Source organism: Modestobacter lapidis, assembly GCF_054780755.1.
On record NZ_BAAGVS010000025.1, the window covers coordinates 1 to 20,857 of the forward strand.

At 76.2% G+C, this 20,857-nt stretch carries 18 protein-coding genes; 12 read left to right on the forward strand and 6 right to left on the reverse strand.

Annotated elements, in window-relative coordinates:
- The coding region (locus tag ACYVG5_RS18340) for an Hsp70 family protein (protein WP_460683427.1) at nucleotides 1-1,926 on the reverse strand (1,926 nt) is incomplete at its 3' end.
- A gap of 401 nt (nucleotides 1,927-2,327) precedes the next feature.
- Between ACYVG5_RS18340 and efeB the strand changes: the two genes are divergently transcribed.
- The 4 genes from efeB (at nucleotide 2,328) to ACYVG5_RS18360 (ending at nucleotide 8,785) form a co-directional block, all read left to right on the forward strand.
- Nucleotides 2,328-3,611: an iron uptake transporter deferrochelatase/peroxidase subunit gene (gene efeB, locus ACYVG5_RS18345; protein ID WP_222048497.1), complete on the forward strand. Its 1,284-nt coding sequence runs from the start codon at nucleotides 2,328-2,330 to the stop codon at nucleotides 3,609-3,611.
- Between the two features lie 24 nt (nucleotides 3,612-3,635).
- Nucleotides 3,636-4,754, forward strand: a complete 1,119-nt coding sequence (locus ACYVG5_RS18350; RefSeq protein ID WP_246630193.1) for a glycerate kinase family protein — start codon at nucleotides 3,636-3,638, stop codon at nucleotides 4,752-4,754.
- A 183-nt stretch (nucleotides 4,755-4,937) separates the two neighbouring features.
- Complete coding sequence (locus ACYVG5_RS18355; protein ID WP_460683428.1) at nucleotides 4,938-6,755, forward strand: protein kinase domain-containing protein; 1,818 nt, start codon at nucleotides 4,938-4,940, stop codon at nucleotides 6,753-6,755.
- A gap of 116 nt (nucleotides 6,756-6,871) precedes the next feature.
- Nucleotides 6,872-8,785, forward strand: a complete 1,914-nt coding sequence (locus ACYVG5_RS18360) for a PP2C family protein-serine/threonine phosphatase (protein WP_222048499.1) — start codon at nucleotides 6,872-6,874, stop codon at nucleotides 8,783-8,785.
- Here ACYVG5_RS18360 and ACYVG5_RS18365 read toward each other — a convergent pair.
- Both ACYVG5_RS18365 and ACYVG5_RS18370 read right to left on the reverse strand, forming a co-directional pair.
- A complete protein-coding gene (locus tag ACYVG5_RS18365) occupies nucleotides 8,778-9,101 on the reverse strand; it encodes a hypothetical protein (protein WP_222048502.1) in 324 nt (107 codons plus the stop codon). The genes ACYVG5_RS18360 and ACYVG5_RS18365 overlap by 8 nt on opposite strands.
- Nucleotides 9,098-10,048 carry a hypothetical protein gene (locus ACYVG5_RS18370; RefSeq protein ID WP_222048503.1) on the reverse strand — a complete coding sequence of 317 codons (951 nt, stop codon included), beginning with the start codon at nucleotides 10,046-10,048 and terminating at the stop codon, nucleotides 9,098-9,100. Before ACYVG5_RS18370 ends, ACYVG5_RS18365 begins: the two co-directional genes overlap by 4 nt.
- Nucleotides 10,049-10,194: 146 nt before the next feature.
- On the opposite strand from ACYVG5_RS18370, the gene ACYVG5_RS18375 reads away from it, so the two are divergent.
- The 3 genes from ACYVG5_RS18375 (at nucleotide 10,195) to ACYVG5_RS18385 (ending at nucleotide 14,304) form a co-directional block, all read left to right on the forward strand.
- Entirely contained in the window at nucleotides 10,195-11,478 is a 1,284-nt protein-coding gene (locus ACYVG5_RS18375; RefSeq protein WP_222048505.1) for a competence/damage-inducible protein A, read from the forward strand.
- Between the two features lie 351 nt (nucleotides 11,479-11,829).
- A complete protein-coding gene (locus tag ACYVG5_RS18380; protein ID WP_222048507.1) occupies nucleotides 11,830-13,458 on the forward strand; it encodes an acyl-CoA dehydrogenase family protein in 1,629 nt (542 codons plus the stop codon).
- A gap of 132 nt (nucleotides 13,459-13,590) precedes the next feature.
- Entirely contained in the window at nucleotides 13,591-14,304 is a 714-nt protein-coding gene (locus ACYVG5_RS18385) for an NYN domain-containing protein (RefSeq protein ID WP_460683429.1), read from the forward strand.
- Nucleotides 14,305-14,321: 17 nt separating this feature from the next.
- Here the strand turns inward: ACYVG5_RS18385 and ACYVG5_RS18390 are convergent, their stop codons facing one another.
- Nucleotides 14,322-14,669: a PRC-barrel domain-containing protein gene (locus ACYVG5_RS18390; RefSeq protein WP_222048509.1), complete on the reverse strand. Its 348-nt coding sequence runs from the start codon at nucleotides 14,667-14,669 to the stop codon at nucleotides 14,322-14,324.
- 71 nt (nucleotides 14,670-14,740) lie between these two features.
- Here ACYVG5_RS18390 and ACYVG5_RS18395 point away from each other — a divergent pair, with 71 nt between their 5' ends.
- Nucleotides 14,741-15,184: an AAA family ATPase gene (locus ACYVG5_RS18395; RefSeq protein WP_460683430.1), complete on the forward strand. Its 444-nt coding sequence runs from the start codon at nucleotides 14,741-14,743 to the stop codon at nucleotides 15,182-15,184.
- Between the two features lie 10 nt (nucleotides 15,185-15,194).
- Here the strand turns inward: ACYVG5_RS18395 and ACYVG5_RS18400 are convergent, their stop codons facing one another.
- On the reverse strand, nucleotides 15,195-15,674 hold the full coding sequence (locus tag ACYVG5_RS18400; protein WP_222048510.1) for an ATP-binding protein: 480 nt from the start codon (nucleotides 15,672-15,674) through the stop codon (nucleotides 15,195-15,197).
- Between the two features lie 302 nt (nucleotides 15,675-15,976).
- Between ACYVG5_RS18400 and ACYVG5_RS18405 the strand changes: the two genes are divergently transcribed.
- The 4 genes from ACYVG5_RS18405 to ACYVG5_RS18420 are packed head-to-tail and all read left to right on the forward strand — an operon-like array spanning nucleotide 15,977 to nucleotide 19,592.
- Nucleotides 15,977-16,618: an ABC transporter permease gene (locus ACYVG5_RS18405; protein WP_222048511.1), complete on the forward strand. Its 642-nt coding sequence runs from the start codon at nucleotides 15,977-15,979 to the stop codon at nucleotides 16,616-16,618.
- Nucleotides 16,611-17,804, forward strand: a complete 1,194-nt coding sequence (locus ACYVG5_RS18410) for an ABC transporter ATP-binding protein (protein WP_460683431.1) — start codon at nucleotides 16,611-16,613, stop codon at nucleotides 17,802-17,804. Before ACYVG5_RS18405 ends, ACYVG5_RS18410 begins: the two co-directional genes overlap by 8 nt.
- Nucleotides 17,801-18,601 (forward strand): ABC transporter permease, encoded by an 801-nt coding sequence (locus ACYVG5_RS18415; protein ID WP_222048512.1) that lies wholly within the window; start codon nucleotides 17,801-17,803, stop codon nucleotides 18,599-18,601. Before ACYVG5_RS18410 ends, ACYVG5_RS18415 begins: the two co-directional genes overlap by 4 nt.
- Nucleotide 18,602: 1 nt before the next feature.
- Complete coding sequence (locus ACYVG5_RS18420; RefSeq protein ID WP_222048513.1) at nucleotides 18,603-19,592, forward strand: glycine betaine ABC transporter substrate-binding protein; 990 nt, start codon at nucleotides 18,603-18,605, stop codon at nucleotides 19,590-19,592.
- Here the strand turns inward: ACYVG5_RS18420 and ACYVG5_RS18425 are convergent.
- Nucleotides 19,544-20,530: a nucleoside hydrolase gene (locus ACYVG5_RS18425; protein ID WP_460683432.1), complete on the reverse strand. Its 987-nt coding sequence runs from the start codon at nucleotides 20,528-20,530 to the stop codon at nucleotides 19,544-19,546. The two genes, ACYVG5_RS18420 and ACYVG5_RS18425, sit on opposite strands and share 49 nt — an antisense overlap.
- Nucleotides 20,531-20,857 lie beyond the last annotated feature (327 nt).

Consider the following 20,857-nt stretch of genomic DNA (forward strand, 5'->3'; position numbering starts at 1 on the left):
TGTCGTGGTGGGTGGCGTGGTGGCGGGCGGGGTCGTCGTGGTGGGCGGTGTGGTGGTGGGCGGCGTGGTGGTGGGCGGTGTGGTGGTGGGTGGCGTGGTGGTGGGCGGCGTGGTGGTGGGCGGTGTGGTGGTGGGTGGCGTGGTGGTCGGTGGCGTGGTGGTGGGCGGCGTCGTGGATGACGGCGGTGTGGTGGTCGGCGGCATGGTCGGAACGACCGGCGGCGTCGTCGGCGGGGTGGTCGGGAACAGCGACGGGGGCGCTCCGGCCGCGGTGCCCGGAGCCGGCGCGACCGGCCCACCGGTGGACCGGGCCGGGGTGCTGCTGGACCGGCTCGTGGCCAGTCCGGCGAAGGCGACGGGCTGCCCGCCGGCGGGCGTGAAGACCGCCAGCGGCGAGGTCGCGGCGAGGAGCTGACCCCGGGAGGTGGTGCCGAGGTCCACCGGCGTCGGGACGAGGGGCACCACGGGGACCTCCGCGGCCGGGGCGACCTCTTCCGGCGCGGGATCGGCAGCCCGGTCCGGTGCCGTGCTGGGGTCCGGCTGCCCGGTGCGCGGCGCCGTCCGGTTCTCGGCCATGCCGGAGGAGGACTGGGACAGCGTCGAGTCGCCGTCGGGCTGCAGGACCGCGGCCAGCACCGTGGTGGCGAGGCCCACGCCGACGAACGCCGCCACGACCACGGCGGTGGTCCGGGTCAGCCGCCGGGAGCGACCCGCGGCGGACACCGGGCCGATGGACCCGGGGTGGCTGCCCGGACCGGTGGCGACGGCGCCCCCCTGCCGGCCCGCGCTGTGGTCGCGGGGCATCACGGGTACCCAGCCGGCCTGCGCCGCGTCCTGCTCGGCCGCGGGCTCGCCGAGGTCCAGCTCGTCGACCGCGAGCGCGGCGGCCCCCAGCGCGGCCGCGAGCTCCGGCTCGGGGGAGACGGCCAGCGGCCGGCCCAGCGCGGCGGTCAGGGTCTCGGCCACCACGGGCACGCGGGCGCTCCCGCCGGCCAGCACCACGGTGTCGATCTCGTCGACGCTCAACCCCGCCGCGGTGACCGCCCGGCGCAGCGCGTCGACGGTGTCGCCGAGGGCCGGGGCGATCAGCCGCTCGAGGTCGGTGCGGACCAGCCGCACGGTGCGCGGGCCGTCGGCGAGCGGCACCTCGACCGGGACGGCCTCCTGGGTCGACAACGCTTCCTTCGCCGCGACGCAGGCGCCCCGGACGGCTGCCTGGGTGGCGGGGTCGCCGGGGAGCTGGTGCCCGTCTGATTCCAGCGAGCGGGTGACGAGCCCGATGATCGCGTCGTCGACGTCCCGGCCGCCCCAGTCCAGGGCCTGCGGTGGCACGCCGACGTGCTCGACCCGGCCGTCGCGTGCCGTGCCCACGACCGACACGTCCAGCGTGCTCGCGCCGAGGTCGTAGACCGCCGCGGTGGAACCGGCCTCCAGCCGGCCCGTCGCGATGGCGTGGCGGACGGCCGCGACGGCCGTCGTCACGATCGACGACGCGGGCAGCCCCGCGGCCCGCAGCGCGTCGCGGAGCAGGCCCCGCCGGCTGTCGTCCCAGGCCGGCGGGACGGCGAGGACGGCCCAGGCCGCCGGCCCGCCCTCCTGGCGGGCCGCGACGCGGTGGGCGTGGGCGATGACCGCCGTGAGCAGGCCGACGGCCGGCACCGTCCGCCCGGCGACGGAGGGCGCCTCGGGCGCGCCGAGCCGGCCGAGGACGTGGTCGACGACGTCGGCGGTGTCGGCGGCCTGCGCAGCCGCCCCGAGGACCGACAACCGACCGGTCGGGTCGACCCGGACCGCGGCGGGCCCGACGGCGGACCCCCTGCCGAGCTGCACCGGCTCGGCGGGCCGGCCGGGCCCCGCCGCGTCGCGGCAGACGGCGGCCACGACCGTGGCGTCGCCGATGTCGATCCCGAGTCCGTACGTGTGCATCCGCGCCGCTCCAGGTGAGACGAGCCACCGGGCACGCGACCCGGCCGAACTGGCACCGTAACCACGCGCGATCGAGCGGTGGAGTTCACCGGGCGACGGCCTGGTCGTCCTCGATCAGGACCGTCCGGCATCCCGGAGGTTCATCGCTGACAGTGATCGCGCGATCATCGACGCGTGGGGTCGCCCGGCACGGAGCGTGCCCGTCCGACCGGTCGGTTACCCGCCAGGGGGCCGGCGGCGCACCGACGAGCGCTGCGCAGCGACGGAATCCAGCTGGGACACTTTCGTTCCGGGACCGGATGGACGGTGTACGACCAGCTCACGGAGGAGCAGTTGCGCGGACTCGACGACACGATCACGGTGCTGGCGGCGTCGGCCGGCCGGCCGGCCCTGGTGGTCGCGTGAGGGCGGCGGGCGTCTCGCGCCGCCGCTTCTTCTCCCTCGCCGGGGCCGGCACCGCCGGGGTGCTCGCCGCTGGTGCCGCCGGTGGGGCCGTCGGCCGGGTCACCGCCGGGGAGCCCGCGACGTCGGCCGCCGCCGTCCCGTTCGCCACCGAGGCCGTCCCGTTCACCGGCGGCCACCAGGCCGGGATCGTCACGCCCGCGCAGGACCGGCTGCACTTCGTCGCCTTCGACGTCACCACCGGCGACCGTGCCGAGCTGGCCGGGATGCTGCAGACCTGGACCGCGGCCGCGCGGCGGATGACCGCCGGGCAGGACGCCGGCGACACGGGTGCGGTCGACGGCGACCCGGACGCGGTGCCCGACGACACCGGTGAGGCGCTCGGGCTGCCGCCGTCCCGACTGACCCTGACCGTCGGTTTCGGCCCGACCCTCTTCACCACCGCCGACGGCACCGACCGGTTCGGCCTCGCCGGCCGGCGGCCGGCACCGCTGGCCGAGCTGCCTGCCTTTCCCGGCGACGCGCTCGACCCGGCGACCAGCGGCGGCGACCTGTGCGTGCAGGCCTGCGCCGACGACCCGCAGGTGGCGGTGCACGCCATCCGCAACCTGGTCCGGCTCGGGGCCGGGGTGGTCCGCATCCGCTGGTCGCAGCTGGGGTTCGGGCGGACGTCGTCCACCTCCGGCGCGCAGGCCACGCCGCGCAACCTGTTCGGGTTCAAGGACGGCACCGCCAACCTGAAGAGCGAGAACTCGGCGGCCATCGAGAGGTTCGTCTGGGTCGGCGCGGACGACCCGGGTGCGGACTGGCTGGCCGGTGGCTCGTACCTGGTCACCCGGCGGATCCGGATGATGCTCGAACCCTGGGACGCCTCGACGCTGGCCGAGCAGGAGGCGACCATCGGGCGCACCAAGGGCACGGGGGCCCCGCTCGGGCAGCGCGCCGAGTTCGACCCGGCCGACTTTTCGGTGCGGACGGGCAGGCGGCCCGCCATCCCGGAGACCTCGCACCTCTTCCTCGCCCATCCGACGAACTCCGGGACGGCGATCCTCCGGCGCGGCTACAGCTTCGTCGACGGCACCGACGGGGCGGGGCGGCTGGACGCCGGGCTGTTCTTCATCGCCTACCAGCGCGATCCGGAGACCGGGTTCACCCAGGTGCAGCGGAACCTGCGGCTGGACGCGATGAACGAGTACATCCGGCACACGTCGTCGGCGGTCTTCGCCTGCCCGCCCGGGGTCACCGGCCCCGGCGACTGGTGGGGCCGCGCACTCTTCTCCTGACCCGGCGGACCTAGGGTTCGCCGCATGCGCGGAAATCCGGACGGCAAGTTGCGGGTGGTCCTCGCCCCGGATTCGTTCAAGGGCACCCTCTCCGCCGCGGCGGCCGCCGACGCCCTGACGGCCGGGTGGCGCAGCCGCCGTCCGGACGACGAGCTCCGCACCTGCCCGCTCGCCGACGGCGGTGAGGGCACCCTGGACGCGCTCGGCCATGACCTGCCCGCGTCCTGCTGGCGGACCGCGGACGTCACCGGCCCCGACGGCCGGCCGGTGCGGGCCGCCTGGCTGCTGCTGCCCGACGGCACCGCGGTCGTGGAGATGGCCCGGGCGGCCGGGCTGCCCCTGCTCGACCGGCCCGACCCGCTGCACGCCACCACCCGCGGCCTGGGTGAGCTGCTGGCCGCGGTCGTCGCCGACCCCGCGGTGCGGCGGGTGATGCTGACCCTGGGTGGCTCGGCGACCACCGACGGCGGCACCGGCGCGCTGGCCGCGCTGGGCGCCCGCTTCCTCGACGCCGACGGTGCCGACCTCCCCCCGGGCGGTGGCGCGCTGGCCCGGCTCGCCCGGGTCGACCTCAGCGGGCTGACCCCGCCGCCGCCCGGCGGCGTGCAGTGCCTGGTGGACGTCACCGCCCCGCTGCTCGGCCCGCTGGGCGCGGCCGGCCAGTTCGGTCCGCAGAAGGGCGCCTCGCCGGCGCAGGTGGCCGAGCTGGGTGCCGCGCTGGCCCGGCTGGCCGACCTGCTCGACGGCGACCGGGCGGCGCCGGGAGCCGGTGCCGCGGGCGGGACGGCGTTCGGGTTCGCCGCCGGCTGGGGCGCGGAGTTCGTCAGCGGTGCGGCGGCCGTGGCCGCCGCGGCCGGGCTGGACGACGCGCTGGCGTCGGCCGATCTGGTGGTCACCGGGGAGGGCCAGTTCGACGCGCAGTCGATGCGCGGCAAGGTCGTCGGGGACCTCGTCGCGCGGGCCGGGCGGTACGGCGTGCCCGTGGCGGTCGTCGCCGGCCGGGTGGTCTCCGACGGCGACCTGCCGGTGGCGCGGGCCGTCGCGCTCACCGACCTGGCCGGCTCGGTGGAGGCCGCGATGGCCGACCCGGCGCGCTGGCTCACCGAGGCCGGGGCGCGACTCGCCGACCGTCCGCCGGGCTGACCCGCCGGCCGACGGGCCGGCCGCCCCAGCGCGGTACCGTGTACTTCTGCCCCACCAGTCACGCCGGTGTGCGGCAGCCCCGGGAAGCGGGCAAACCGACGATCCGGTTGTGCCTGCCGCGCCCAGCCTGCCGACCGGCGGGGGACGTACCGGGTGGACGGCGGGACGAGGGGGACGGCGCACGTGGTGGAGCCCGCGCGGAGCACCCTCGGGAACCGCTACGAACTGGCAGGCCTGCTGGCCACCGGTGGGATGGGCCAGGTCTGGCGCGCGTACGACCAGCTGCTCGGCCGGCCCGTCGCGGTCAAGGTGCTGCGCAGCGAGTACACCGGCGACCCGCTCTTCCGCGCCCGCTTCCGGGCCGAGGCCCACCACGCCGCGGCCCTGAGCCACCCCAACATCGCCGCGGTCTACGACTACGGCGAGGAGGTGGCGCTCGACGGCTCCGACGAGCGGCTGGCCTACCTGGTCATGGAACTGGTCGAGGGCGAGTCGCTGTCGGCCGAGCTGTCCCGGACCGGAGCGCTGTCGCCGGCCCGCACCCTCGAGGTGCTGCGCCAGACCGCCGGGGCGCTGGGCGCCGCGCACGCCGCCGGCGTCGTGCACCGGGACGTGAAGCCGGGCAACGTGCTGGTCCGCGCGGACGGCACCGTCAAGATCACCGACTTCGGCATCGCCTGGTCGGCCGGCAGCGTGCCGCTCACCCAGACCGGCCAGGTCATCGGCACCGCCGCCTACCTCTCGCCGGAGCAGGCCGCCGGCAGCCACGCCACCGCGGCCAGCGACGTCTACTCCCTCGGCATGGTCGGCTACGAATGCCTGACCGGCCGCAAGGCCTTCGACGGCGACAACTCCCTGGCCATCGCCATCCGCCAGCTCCGCGACCAGCCCGAGCCGCTGCCGCCCGAGGTGCCCGCCGGGGTCCGCTCGCTGATCGACCACGCCCTGGTCAAGGACCCGGCGCACCGCATCGCCGACGGCGACGCCTTCGTGGCCGCGGTCGACGACGTCCTCGCCGGGGCGGTCCTGCCGCCGGTCGCGCACCCGGACACGCTGAGCTTCTGGCTGGTGCCCGGCGGGGTCGCCGGGAGCGGCGCGGGGACGGGCACCGCTCCGGGCACGTCACCCGGCACCGGTGCCGCCGCCGGGGCCGCGGCACCGGCCCGCGGCTCCGCCCGGAGGCGGCTGGGCCGGATGCTCGTGCCGGTGGCCGCACTGCTGCTCGGAGCGGGCATCGCCGGCACCGTCGTCCAGCAGTCCGCTCCACCCGCGGGCGGCGGCGGGACGGCGGAGGCCGCGGCCGTCGCCGACCGGCCGGCCGCCCCCAGCGGCGCGCCGGTCGTCGCGTTCGCCGCGGGCCACCACGTCGGGCGGCCGGTCGAGCAGGTGCGGGCCGAACTCGAGGGGCTCGGGCTGCTCGTGCAGACCGAGGCGGTGACCACCGACGAGCACGCCGCGGACCTCGTCCTCGAGGTCACCCCCGGCAGCGGTGAGCTGCGCCGGGGCGACCTCGTCCTGCTCCGCTACGCCGTGCTGCCGCAGCGGGTGGCGCCGTCCCGGCCGGCGCCGGCGGAGACCGTCGTCCAGCCGCCGGTCGGGACGCCGGACCCGCCGGGAACGACGGAGCCCACCCCCGCGACCACCGTCCCGGCCACCGGCGCGCCCAGCGACACCGGCGCCACCACCGGAGTCCCCGGGACGAGCACCCCCGGGACGAGCACCCCCGGGACGAGCACCCCCGGGACGAGCACCCCCGGGACGAGCACCCCCGGGACGACCACCGGCACCGGCCCGGCGACCGGGGACGGCACGGATCCGGACAGTGGCGTCCCCGAGGAGACCGGACCCACCGGTGGGAACACCGGCGGTGCGGGTACCGGGACGGGCCCGGACGCCGGGTCCACCGACGGCAGCACCCCGGGCGGCACCGGCAACCCCGGCACCGGCGACGCGGGCAGCGGCGGCGCCGCCCGGGTCGGGCAGGGCGGCACCGTCCGCTGACCGCGGGGCCGCCGCGGGCGCGTTCCCGGGAGCCCACGCGGACCGCCGCTGGCGGTATGTTCCCCGCCAGCACAGTGCAGCGCGGCGCTGTCTGCGGCGGATGGACGCGGGGGAACGTGGCCAGTCGAGCACCGGTTCCGGTCGAGGGCCCGACGACCGACTACTCCGCCGTGTTCCGGGCCATGCCCACCCCGTACCTGGTGCTGACACCTGACCTGGTCATCGTCGACGCCAATCCGGCCTACCTGACCAGCACCGGTCGCACCCTGGCCGGGATCGTCGGCCGGCCGGTGTTCGAGGCGTTCCCCGGCAACCCCAACCCCACCGACCCCGATGGCGGCGTCGCGAAGATCCGGGCCTCCCTGGAGCGGGCCCGGAACACCGGCCGACCGGACACCATGCCGGTGCAGGAGTACGACATCCCGGCCCCCGACGGTGGGTTCACCCGGCGGTTCTGGAGCCTGATCAGCATCCCGGTGCCCGGGCCGTCCGGTGGCTGCCGGTACCTGCTCCAGCGGGCCGAGGACATCACCGACTACGTGCAGCAGCGCGGGCCGGGTCCCGCCGGCCTGGACGATGGCGGAGACGACGGCGGATCCGGCCCCGACCCGGCCGGGGCCCCGGACGTCTGGCGCCGCCGGGTGCTGGAGGTGCAGACCGACCTGTACGCCCGGGGGGTGGAGCTCCAGGCGGCGCGGGAGGCCGAGGCGCTGACCGCCCGGCGGCTGGCCGCGCTCGCCCGGGTCGCGCTCCAGGTCAGCAGCGCCGAGACGGTCGAGGAGCTGATCCGGGTGGTCACCGAAGGCGGCCTGGCGGCCCTCGGCGCGCACGGCGGCGCGGTCGCGGTGCCGGTCGGCGACCAGCAGGTCCGGCTGGTCATGAGCGAGGGACTGCGCCCGGCCGCCGGCGGCGGGGACGGCCTGCTGCCCTGGGACGCCCCCTACCCCGGCTGCGTGGCGGCCCGCACCGGCCGGCCGGTCCGGTTGCCGGACCGGCGCGCGACCGAGACGTTCGCACCGGCGATGCGGGACGTCATCGCGCGAACCGGCGCGGAGGCCTGGGTGGCGGTGCCGCTGCTGAGCGGCGGGCGGCGGCTCGGATCGCTCAGCGTGGCCTGGCTGGAGCCCCGGACCTTCGCCGCCGAGGAGCTCGACCTGCTCGACGCCTTCGCGGCGCAGTGCGCGCAGGCCCTGGAGCGGATCGGCACCCGGCAGTCCGAGCAGGTCGCGCACGCCGCCGTCCAGGGCATGGCCGAGGCGCTGCAGCGCAGCCTCCTCACCGAGCCGCCGGAGCCCGACCACCTGGAGATCGCCGTCCGGTACCTGCCGGCGACCAGCCTCGCGCAGGTGGGCGGCGACTGGTACGACGCGTTCCTGCTGCAGGACGGCCGGACGGCGCTGGTCATCGGCGACGTCACCGGCCACGACCGGCACGCCGCCGCCGCCATGGCCCAGGTGCGCAACGTGCTGCGAGGTATCGCGCACTGCCGGCGCGGGCGTCCCGCGGCGGTGCTCAGTGCCCTGGACCGGGCGATCCTCGACCTGGACGTCGGATCGCTGGCCACCGCGGTGCTCGCGACCGTCGAGCAGAGCGCGGACGACGCCCGCTGCGGGGTCCGGGTGCTGCGCTGGTCCAACGCCGGCCACCCGCCGCCGCTGGTGATCGAGGCCGGCGGCACGGTCCGGGTGCTCGAACGCCCGCCGGATCTGCTGCTCGGGGTGGATCCGACGGCCGAGCGGGCCGACCACGCGCACGTGCTGCCCGACGGCGCGACCGTGCTCTTCTACACCGACGGGCTCATCGAGCGCCGCGGTGTGCCGCTCGACGACGGGCTGTCCTGGCTGACCGGCGTGGTCGCCGGCTGGGCCCGGCTGCCGCTGGAGGAGCTGTGCGACCGGCTGCTGGCCGAGCTCGGCGCCGTGGAGGACGACGTCGCGTTGCTGGCGCTGCGGGTGCATCCGGACAACCGGCCCCGGCCGTCCGGGGCGGGGCCGGCGCGGGTACCGGAGGAGCACGGCGCGGTCAGCTGACCGGCCGCCCGTCGCAGCGCAGCGCGGCCACCAGGCAGCCGACCGCCACGGCCAGCGCGACCCGGCCCGGGGTCAGCGCCGTCCCCCCGCCGAGGGCGCCCCCGGCCAGGACCCCGCCGGCGCCGGTCAGGACCGCCAGGGACAGCAGGCGGCCCCGGCCGGTCCGCACCCCCACCACGACGAGCACGACGGCGAGGGCGACGAAGACCCGGGCGGGCGCGGCGGTGCCGGGCACGAGCGGTTGCCAGGGCAGGCCGAGCGCGGCGCCGGCGCACGCCCCCGCGGCGGCCAGCCAGCCGGCCGGACGGCGGCTCACTCCTGCCGGCCCGGGGCCAGCCACACCGCCCCGGCGGCGAGGGCGAGGGCGGCGGTCAGCAGGAAGCCCTGGTCGCTCGCCACCAGCGGCAGCGCGATGAGCACCCAGAAGGCGGCCAGTCCGGCTGCACCGGCGGCACCGACCCGCCAGGCCGTCCCGGCCGGAAACCGCCGGGGGAGGAGGGCGAGGACCAGCGGAACCAGCGCGACCACCGCGGCGACGGTGGCGAACGCCGACCAGCTCGGCACGGCCGACCACAGCGACCGGCCGAGGGGGTCGAGGAGGAGGCCGACCTCCAGCACCACCAGGGCGGCGACGCCGAGGCCCAGCCCGGCGAGGACGCTGCGGTCGGGCTTTCCGGTGCCACCGCCGCGGCCGGCGCGCAGCCCGCTGCCCAGCCGGGCGCCGAGGGCCCGGCCGGCGGCCCGGGCACGGGTACCCCGCCCCGACGTCCCTGCCCCGTCGTTCCCGGTCCCGTCGTTCCCGGTCCCGTCGTTCCCGGCCCCGCCGTCGTCGACCGGTGGGCCGGCGGACGGGGCTGCGGTGCTGCCGGCGGCCGGCGGCACCGGCGGGGTGGCCGGCCCGGAGAACCCGGGGACGATGTCGAGCGGCCCGGTCGAGTACGGCGGGCCGGTGGGCGCCGCCGGCGGACCGGGCTGCGGCCACGGCTGCTCCGGTGGATCCGCCTGCGGAGCGGCCTGCGGTGGCGCGCCGGACGGGCCCACCGCCGGCAGCACCGCGGTCGTCGGTGGCTGCTGAACCGCGGCCGGCGGCGCCGGGTCCGGCTCCGACAGGAACGCCGGCCGCGGTGGTGGCGGGGGCACCGGCTGCTCCTGGGCCGGCGCATCCGGCGGGACCACCGGGATCGACCGGGTCCGCGGCTCCTGCGGCTGGCTGGGCTGCTGCGCCGGCGGGTCCTCCGGACGAGGCGGGGGCGGCTGGCTCATCTGTCCTCCGGGCTGGCGGGCGGTGCGCCGGCCGGCTGTGGGCCGGCCCGTCGGGCCACGGTATCGGCGCGGGCGGGGCTGCACGGCCCGACGGCCCGGGCCGCGCCGGTCTGCTGCCGGCCGGGTGGCCCCCTTACTGTCGGCGCGTGGCAGTGCGCGCAGGCATCGTGGTCACCGGCACCGAGGTGCTCACCGGCAGGGTCGCCGACCGGAACGGCCCGTGGTTGGCCGAGCGGTTGCGCACCCTGGGGGTCGACGTCGCGGCGGTCGTGACCGTCGGCGACCGGCCCGAGGACCTGCGGTCCGCGCTGACCTTCCTGGCCGACGGCGGCGCCGGCCTGGTGATCACCACCGGCGGCCTCGGCCCCACCGCGGACGACCTGACCGCGCAGGTGGTCGGGGACGCCCAGGGTCGGCCGTCGGCCGTCGACCCGGCGCTCGAGGAGCGGATCGGCGCCATCGTGGCCCGCCTGACGGCCCGGCGCGGCTGGCGGGCGGATCCGGCGGCGACGGCGGCCGGGGTCACCAAGCAGGCCCGGGTGCCGGCCGGGGCCACCGTGCTGGAGCCGGTGGGTACGGCGCCGGGGCTCGTCGTCCCGGTGGCGGAGGGGCGGTCGGGCCCGCCCGTCGTCGTGCTACCCGGTCCGCCGTCGGAGCTGCAGGGCATGTGGCCGGCCGCCGTCGCGTCCGACGTGCTGCGCGGCGTGCTGGCCGGCGCGGCGGAGCTCCGCCAGGAGACCCTCCGGCTGTGGGGCACGCCCGAGTCCGAGCTGGCCGCCACCCTCCGCCGGGTGGCGGGGGAGCTCACCGGCCTGGAGGTGACGACCTGCCTGCGGGACGGCGAGCTGGAGATCGTCACGCGGTTCGGACCGGACGCGACGGTGGCCTACGAACGGCTGGTCGCCGCGGTGCGGGCCGACTTCGCCGGCACGGTCTTCAGCGCCGGGCCCACGGTCGACGACCTGGTCGCCGGGGGGCTCGCCGACCGCGGCTGGACGATCGCCACGGCCGAGTCGTGCACCGGCGGGCTGCTGTCCGCCCGGCTGACCGCCCGCGCGGGAGCGTCGGCCCGGGTGCTCGGCGGGGTCGCCGCGTACGCCGACGCGGCCAAGCAGCGGCTGCTCGACGTGCCGGCGGGAACCCTGGCCGCCGAGGGCGCGGTGAGCCCGGCGGTGGCGCTCGCGCTGGCCGAGGGTGCCCGTCGGCGGTTCGGGGCGGACGTGGGCATCGGCGTCACCGGGATCGCCGGGCCGGCCGGGGGGACGGCGGAGAAGCCGGTGGGCACCGTGCACCTGGCCGCCGTCGGCCCGGCGGGGACGGCAACCCGCTCGCTCGTGCTGCCGGGCTCCCGGGAGGCGGTGCGGCAGCGGGCCACCACCGTGGCGATGCACCTGCTGCGGGTGCTGCTGATCGGTGGCCCGCCGGCCTGACCGCCTGCCGCGCGGACCGGCCACCGGCCGGTCGGCCGCGTCCGGTTCCACGTGGAACGACCGGGAGGACCAGCGGATCATGATCTTCCGAAATACCGGTCGGATGGGTTAGCGATCTTCGATTGTGCGTATCAGGCGGGCATGCGTCCCCAGACCCCGTTGCTCCCGCCGGGGCCGCCCGGGGGCTGATCGTGGCCGCACCGCCCACCCAGGTGTCACGGGGGCACCTGGGTGCGGGCCGCCTCTTCCCGACCGGGCCGCGATTCCTCTCGGGGGCGGATCGCGGCCCGGCCGTCCCGGATCACGGTCCGAGCTCGTTCCCCGCGGCGGCCCGTCTCGTACGGTGCGCACATGAGCGTCACGCACGAGGTGACCAACCAGGCGCCGCCGCTCACCGGCCACGATCCGATCGCCGGTGACGTCGTGCTGGCGGATGCGTGCCGGCGGTACGCCGGGGCCGACGCGCTCGCCTCCCTGTCCGGGCTGGGCAGGCTCGCCGGCAGCGAGCAGGCGCAGGAGTGGGGCCGCCTGGCCAACGAGAACCCACCCCGGTTGCGCACCCACGACCGCTACGGCCACCGGGTGGACGAGGTCGAGTTCCACCCCGCCTGGCACGAGCTCATGGCCGCCGCGGTCGGGCACGGCCTGGCCGGCGCGCCGTGGAGCGCAGCCGCAGGGGGTGATCGGCACGCCCACGTGCGCCGTGCGGTCGGCTACGTCGGCTGGACCCAGGTGGAGATGGGCCACGGCTGCCCGGTGACCATGACCTACGCCGCCGTGCCCGCGCTGCGCCGCGCACCAGAGCTCGCCGCCGCCTACGAGCCGGGGCTGACCAGCCGGCACTACGACTTCGGGCTGGCCGACCCGGCCGGCAAGACCGGCCTGGTGGCCGGCATGGGGATGACCGAGAAGCAGGGTGGCTCCGACGTGCGGGCCAACACCACCCGCGCCGTTCCCCGCGGCGACGGCAGCCACGGCCTGACTGGGCACAAGTGGTTCACCTCGGCGCCGATGAGCGACCTCTTCCTGGTGCTCGCCCAGACCGACGAGGGCCTGTCCTGCTTCCTGGTGCCGCGGGTGCTGCCCGGTGGGAAGCGCAACGTCTTCCGGCTGCAGCGGCTCAAGGACAAGCTCGGCGACCGCTCGAACGCCTCCTCCGAGGTCGAGTTCGACGGGACGACGGGGTTCCTCGTCGGCGAGCCCGGCCGGGGGGTCCCCACGATCATCGAGATGGTCAACACCACCCGGCTGGACTGCGTGCTCGGCTCTGCGGCGACGATCCGGGCCGCCGTGACCCAGGCGGTGCACCACGCCCGGCACCGCTCGGCCTTCGGCGCCCGGCTCGTCGACCAGCCGCTCATGCAGAACGTGCTCGCCGACCTCGCGGTGGAGAGCGAGGCGGCCACGCTGCTCGGCATCCGGCTCGCCGCCGCGCAGGACGCCGGGGAGGCGGACCTCCTCCGCCTGGCTGGTGGCGTCGCCAAGTTCTGGGTGTGCAAGCGCACGCCGACGGCCGTCGCCGAGGCGATGGAGGTGCTCGGCGGCAACGGGTACGTCGAGGAGTCCGGCCTGCCCCGGCTCTACCGGCAGGCGCCGCTGAACTCCATCTGGGAGGGCTCGGGCAACGTGATCGCCCTGGACGTGCTGCGTGCCCTGGGCAGCCGTTCGGCGGCCCGGGCCGCGGTCACCGCCGAACTGGCCGGGGCCCGCGGCGCCGACGCCCGGTTCGATGCGGCGGTCCGGCGCCTGGACGCCGAACTGGCCGATCCCGACCAGCTCCCGCTGCGTGCGCGCCGCATCGCCGGGCTGCTGGCCTCCTGCCTGCAGGGGGCGCTGCTGCTGCAGCACGCCCCGGCCGCCGTCGCCGACGCCTTCTGCGCCAGCCGCCTGGCCGGCGACGCGCACGGCGTGCTGGGCACCCTGCCGGCCGGCACCCCGGTCCGGGAGATCGTCGACCGCGCTGCCATCGGGCCGGTCTGAAGAAGGACCACCCTTCCCCCCACGCCTCGCAAGCTCGGCGCGGGCCCCTGAAGGGTGGCCGCTCCAGCAGGTCACCAAGGTTCCCCCGGTGGGGGAGTCCCCTCCGCTGCCGCCGCCCGGCACACTGGGCCGGTGACCGACACCCTCGAGCCGGGGATCTTCCTCCCGGAAGGCCACGCCGACGGCTCCGACGACGGGCCGGCCGGCGTCGGCCGGCCCGCGCTGGACCTGCTGGTGTGGGATGCCCCGAACATCGACATGACCCTGGCGAACGTGATCGGTGCCCGGCCGACCGCCGCGTCCCGGCCCCGGTTCGACGCGATCGCCGCCTGGTTCGTCGACGGTGCCGGCGACCCCGCGGCGGAGGGCGCACCCGAGGTCGAGGCCTGCGTGTTCGCGAACGTGCCGCCGCAGCACGCCACGTCGCTGCAGCGCTGGGTGGAGGCGCTGCGCAGCTTCGGGTACGCCGTCTTCGCCCGGCCGAAGACCCAGCCCGACGACGACATCGACCAGTCGATGCTCGACCACATCAGCGTCCGGACGCACAGCCACTCGCTGCGCCGCCTCGTCGTCTTCTCCGGCGACGGCCGGAACTTCGCCGAGCCGCTCGAGGACCTCGCCCGCGGCGGCACCGAGGTCGTCGTCGTCGCCTTCAGCGAGGTGGCCGGGTACGCGATCAGCTCCGGGCTGATCCAGTTCATCGACATCGAGGACGTGCCCGGGGCGTTCGCCGCCCCGCTGGACCGGGTGCGCCTGGACGCCCTTCCGCCGGACGGCGCCTGGCTGCGGCCGACCAAGAGCCTGCGCGACGCGGCCGGGATGTTCACCGCCCGCCGGAGCACCTGACCGGCCGCGTCAGCAGCTCAGCGGCGGGCCAGCCGGCGCACGCCGGGAGAGTAGGGCAGCGAGTAGTGCGCGAACACCTCCGGCTCGTGCTCGGCGGTCAGCTCGCCGTCGGTGTCGATCGACGGGGCGTTCTTCGCGAGATCCTTGCCCACGGTGACGCGCAGGTGGTCGGGGGCCACCGTCGCACCGGTCAGCGGCACGAAGGTCAGCTTGTGCCGGCCGATGAAACCCGTGGTCACCGTGGCGAAGAAGGGCTGGTCGGTGGCGGTGTCGACGTAGACGGACTCGAGGGTCCCGATCTTGGCGCCCTCCGGGTCGATCACGTTCAGCGTGCGCCAGTCGCGGATGTTCTCGGCCGGGAACACAGGGCCTCCTCGGGGTCGTGGGCAACTGCCCTGCCCGTGCCCGCACGGGGAGGGCGGCAACCCTGGCGGCGGTGAGCCGGGCGCAGCCCGCGGAGCCGATCCCGGCCGAGTTGGTGGTGATGGTCGGCCTGCCGGGGTCGGGCAAGTCGACCTGGGTGGCCGCGCACCTGCCCGGCCACACCGTGGTGAGCAAGGACCACTGGCCGCGGGCGCGGCACCGGGAGGCGCGTCAGCGCCGGGTGGTCACCGCGCTGCTGGCCGACGGGGTGGCCGTCGTCGTGGACAACACCAGTCCGTCACCGGCCGAGCGGGCGCCGCTGGTCGAGCTGGCGCGGACCGCCGGGGTGCCGGTCCGGGCGGTCTTCCTCGACGTGCCGGTGGACACCTGCCGCGAGCGCAACGACCGGCGCACCGGGCGCGCCCGGGTCCCGCTGGTGGGCCTGTACGCCGCGGCCGGGCGACTGGTCCCGCCGAGCGCGGACGAGGGTTTCGACCGGGTCGACGTGCTGCGCTGAGCCGGGCTGGTCAGTCGTTGGCCGACGAGCTGCGTGGGCGCGGGACCGACGCGACCTCGAGGCCGGAGGGCAGCCGCGCCCACACGTCCTTGCGGCCCGGCCCGCCGGCCCAGCCGTAGTCGAGGGACAGCTGCGCCACCATCGGCAGCCCCATGCCCCCGAACGCCGGGTCCCGGTCGACCGCGGGACGGGGCGGGGACTCGGGTGCCTCGTCGCTGAGCACGATCAACCAGCACGCCGCGTTGGTGACGATGACCGCCTGCACGTCGCCGCCGCCGTGCCGCAGCGCGTTGGAGGACAGCTCCTCGAACACCAGCAGCAGCCCCTCGCGGGCGTCCTCGGTCGACCGCGCGGCCAAGGAGGGATGCGCCAGACGGGCCCGCAGGTCCATCCGCACCCGGGAGGCGTCGTGCACCGTGGGCAACGCCCATCGCCACTCGTCACCCCGCTCGGCGGGGACCGGCGCCGACGGCCAGACCAGTCCACTCACTGTGCGCCCCCTCAGGCGGCGGTGTCTCCGCCGGCCCCCATCGTGGCGGACGCGGTAGTTCCGTGCAGCGTGTGGGGGGTCGGCCGGGCGCCCCGGGAAGGGAGCCGCCCCCGCCGGGCAGACCGTCACGATCTTGCAACCTGCGTGCGCTCGCCGCCTGGGTGCCGGCTGTGACACCGTGGACCGCGATCGGGCGGGGCTGCCACGCGTGCACCCCCGTCCTGGGCGGCGGCGGATCCGCAGCCCTGCGCGGCCAGGAATGACGACCAGGATGCCGGCGAGGGTGCGGAGAGGAACAGCGGATGTGGGACTTCGTCGTCGACCGACGTGAGCTGATCGCCTTCCAGGCGGTCCAGCACGTCAGCCTGGTCGTGCAGTGCGTGCTGCTCGCCACCGTCATCGCGATCGGGCTGGCCGTCCTCGCCTACCGCAGCCCTAAGGTCACCGGCCTGGCCAACGGGATCTCGGCGATCGGTCTCACGATCCCGTCGTTCGCGCTGCTGGGCATCCTGCTGGCGCCCTTCGGCTTCGGGATCACCCCGGCGGTCATCGCGGTGACCTTCTACGCGGTGCTGCCGGTGCTCCGCAACGCCGTCGTCGGCCTGGCCGGTGTCGACCAGTCGCTGGTCGAGTCCGCCCGCGGGATCGGGATGAGCCGGGCGGCCACCCTGCTGCGGATCGAGCTCCCCCTGGCGTGGCCGGTGATCCTGGCCGGCATCCGGGTCTCCACCCAGATGGTGATGGGCATCGCCGCCATCGCCGCCTACGTGCTCGGGCCCGGCCTGGGCGGTCTCATCTTCTCCGGGCTCTCCCGGCTCGGCGGCGCCAATGCGCTGAACGCCACGCTCGTCGGCACCATCGCGATCGTCCTGCTCGCCCTCGTCCTGGACGTGGTGCTGCTGCTGGTCGGTCGCCTGACCACCTCGAAGGGCATCCGTGTCTGAGACCACTGTCAGCCAGCAATCCGGACCCATCGGCGAGGGGGTGACCGCCCGCCAGGTCAGCGGCGTGTCCATCCGGCTGGCGGGCGTCACGAAGCGCTATCCCGGCCAGCCGGCGCCGGCCGTGGACGCGGTCGACCTGGAGATCCCGGCCGGTGAGACGGTGATGTTCGTCGGCCCGTCCGGGTGCGGGAAGACCACCCTGCTGAAGATGCTCAACCGGCTCATCGAGCCCAGCGGCGGAAAGATCTTCCTCGGTGACGAGGACGTCACCGGGCAGGACCCCGACCAGCTGCGCCGGCGGATCGGTTACGTCATCCAGGCCGGCGGGCTCTTCCCGCACATGACCGTGGCCGCCAACATCGGCCTGGTCCCGCGGATGCTCAAGTGGGACAAGGAGCGGGTCACCGCCCGGATCGAGGAGCTGCTGGAGCTGGTGGGCCTGGACCCGGCCGTGTACCGGGACCGGTATCCCCGGGAGCTGTCCGGGGGGCAGCAGCAGCGGGTCGGGGTCGCGCGGGCGCTGGCCGCGGACCCGCCGGTGCTGCTCATGGACGAGCCGTTCGGTGCGGTCGACCCGATCACCCGCCAGCGGCTGCAGGACGAGCTGCTGCGCATCCAGGAGGAGCTGGGCAAGACGATCGTGTTCGTCACGCACGACTTCGACGAGGCGGTGAAGCTCGGCGACAAGATCGTGGTGTTCGACGTCGGCGCCCGGGTGGTGCAGTACGACACCCCGGAGGCGATCCTGGCCGATCCGGCCGACGAGTACGTCGCGGACTTCGTCGGCGCCGGTGCCGCGCTCAAGCAGTTGAGCCTGACCCGGGTCCACGACGTCCAGCTCCGGCCGGTGACCACGGCGTCGGTGGGGGACGCCACGGCCGAGGTGGTCGCCCGGGCCCGCGCCGCGGGGGACGACTACGTCGTCGTGCTCGACCGGCGCGGTCGGCCGATCAGCTGGCCGTCGCTGCCCGAGCTGGAGCGGGTGCCGGCCGTGCCGGGCACCGTCGACGAGAAGCTGCCGGTGGTCGGGCACGGCTCGACCCTCAACGACGCGCTGGACACCATGCTGGCGGCCAGCCAGGGCGGTGCCGTCGTCATCGGCCGCCGGGACAGCCTCGCCGGGGTGGTGGTGATCGAGACGATCATGGAGGCCATCCAGCGCACCCGGCAGGGGGCGTCGGAATGACGGTCGACACCGGGCGATCGCAGGCGCCGTCGACCGCGGCGGAGGACGAGCGCGACACCGCCCCGCCACGGAAGGGCGGCGGTTGGCGGGCCCTGGCGGTGCAGCCGACCCTGGTCGTCCTCGGGGTGGTCGCCTTCCTCGTCTGGCGGTCCACCACCACGCTGAGCGAGACCGAGGCGCGGCAGCTGGGCTGGACCGTGCTGGCCAACAGCGTCCGCGAGCACCTGTACCTCACCTTCGCGGCGGCGGTCATCGTGCTGGCCATCGCCGTCCCGCTGGGCATCGCGCTGACCCGCGCGCGGCTGCGCCGGTTCACCCCCGCGGTGATCGGGGTGGCCAACGTCGGGCAGGCGGCACCGGCGATCGGGTTGTTCGTGCTGCTGGCCACCTGGCTGGGCTTCGGGTTCCGCACCACGGTGATCGCGCTGGTGCTCTACGCCGCCCTCCCCGTGCTGCGCAACACCATGGTCGGCATCCAGGGGGTGGACAACCGGCTGGTCGAGGCCGGCCGCGGGATGGGGATGAGCGCGTTCGCCGTGCTGATGCGGGTCGAGCTGCCGCTGGCCGTGCCGGTGATGCTGGCCGGGGTGCGCACCGCGCTGGTGCTGCTGGTCGGCACCGCGACGCTGGCCACCTTCATCAGCGGTGGCGGGCTGGGCGTGCTGATCAACACCGGCATCACCCTCTCGCTGAACTCGCTGCTCATCGGCGGCGCGGTGCTGGTCGCGCTGCTGGCGCTGGCCGTCGACTGGCTCGGCCGCGTGGTCGAGCACGTCGCCCGACCGAAGGGACTCTGACGTGCCCTCCCCCAGGAAGCTCGCCGCCGCGCTGGCGGCCACGGGCGTGCTGCTCACCGGCTGCGGCCTGGAGAGCGCCAACACGTTCGTCCCGGAGGCCCAGCCCGCCGCGATCGAACCGCTGCCGGAGGCCGACGGCGCGGAGATCTCGGTGGGCACCAAGAACTTCACCGAGGCCCTGATCCTCGGCAAGATCGCGGTCATCGGGCTGTCGGTCGCCGGCTTCGACGTGACCGACCGCAGCGGCATCCCCGGCGCCGCGCCCGCCCGGGCCGCCATGCTCAGCGGCAAGGTCGACGTGCAGTGGGAGTACACCGGCACCGGCTGGCTGAACTACCTGGGCATGTCCGAGGGCATCCCCGACCCGGTCGAGCAGTACGAGGCCGTGCGGGACGCCGATGCCGAGAACGGGCTGACCTGGCTGCCGCCGGCGGAGATGAACAACACCTACGCCTTCGCCGTGCGCAGTGAGGCGGTCCCCGAGCTCGGTGGCATCAGCACGCTGTCGCAGATCGCGGCGCTGCCGGTCGAGGAGCGCACGTTCTGCGTGGAGTCGGAGTTCGCCACGCGCAGCGACGGGTTCGAGCCGATGCTCGAGGCCTACGGCATCCCGCTGGGTGACCCCCAGGGCGTGCCGCGGGACAAGGTGAGCGTCCTGGACACCGGTGCGGTGTACACGGCCACCGACGCCGGGAGGTGCAACTTCGGCGAGGTCTTCACCACCGACGGCCGGATCGCCGCCCTCGATCTCACCGTGCTGGAGGACGACCTCGGGTACTTCCCGGCCTACAACGTGGCCCCCGTGGTGCGGACCCCGGTGCTGGAGGAGTACCCCGGCATCGCCGACGTGTTCGCCCAGATCACCCCGCTGATCACCGACGAGGTGATGATCGAGCTGAACAGCCGGGTGGACGTCGGCGGCGAGGAGCCGGCCGACGTCGCCTACGACTGGATGGTGTCCGAGGGCCTGGTGTCCCGGCCGGAGGTCTGAGGGGCCCGGTCCGCCCCGCCCGCGAGGTCCACCAGCCGGCCGACCAGGAACCCGACCGCCGCCTCGCTGTCCACCTGCTCGGCGACCGCCACGGCGTCGGGAGCGGTGGAGGCCGCGCGCCGGTCGACCAGCGTCTGCCCGCGGCCGGCACCGGGGCCGGTGTCGACGACGACGTCGCGCAGCACGGTGCCAAGCGTCCCGGGGACGATCGCCTCGGTGAGCGCCAGCGCATCGTGGACCACGACACCGTCGGTGCCGTAGGCGGTGCGGGCGTGGTCCACGTACTGGCCGAGGAAGGCGGCCGCCTGCGCGGCGACCGGCCCGGCGGCGGCGAACCGGGCGATGTCCGCGGCGGTCAGCACGGTGGGCAGCGTGACGTCCAGGCCGACCAGAACCGTGGGCAGACCGGCCCGGAGGACCACGGCCGCGGCCTCGGGATCGGCCCAGATGTTGAACTCGGCCGCGGCGGTGACGTTGCCCCCGCGGGTGGCCGACCCGCCCATCACGATCAGCCGCCCGATCCGGGCGGCGGCCCCGGGGTACACCGCCAGGAGCAGCGCGATGTTGGTGAGCGGGCCGATCGCGGCGACGGTCACCGGCTCCTCGCTGGTGGTCAGCAGGTCCGCGAGCGCCGTCACGGCCGGCCGCGGGTCGACGGCGGCCGGGGACGGCGGCAGGACCACGCCACCCAGCCCGGCGACGCCGTGCACGTGCCCGGCGCGCTCCGGCTGCGGCACCACCAGCGACGTGCCGGCCCCGGCGGCGACCGGCACGTCGCTGCGCCCGGCCAGGTGCAGCACCCGCAGCGCGTTCTCCGTGGTCTGTGCCAGCTCCACGTTGCCGTGCACCGTGGTGACCAGCCGGAGATCGACCTCGGGGCTGGCCAGGGCCAGCAGGATCGCGAGGGCGTCGTCGATGCCGGGGTCGGTGTCGATCACGAGGGGAGTGCGCGTCCGGGTCACCGGGTCATCCCACCAGACCGGCCCGACACGCCGGGGTGTCGCGGGGGCGCCCGAGGTCATCGACCGCGCGCTCGGGGTCTGACCTGCGCTTTCGTCCCGGACTGTCGACAAGTGACCGTCCCGGGGGACGGCGACCGGCCCTCCTGGCGGGCCCGCACAACGGTTGGGTCACGCGCGCCGGCCGGGGTGTCCCGGATCGGGGTCCGACCGGCCCGCCGTCCGTAACTTCTTCCTTGCCCGCGGTCCCTTCCCCGGCCGCGGCAACTCTTCCCAGGAGGGAGCAGGACATGGCGCTCGACACCG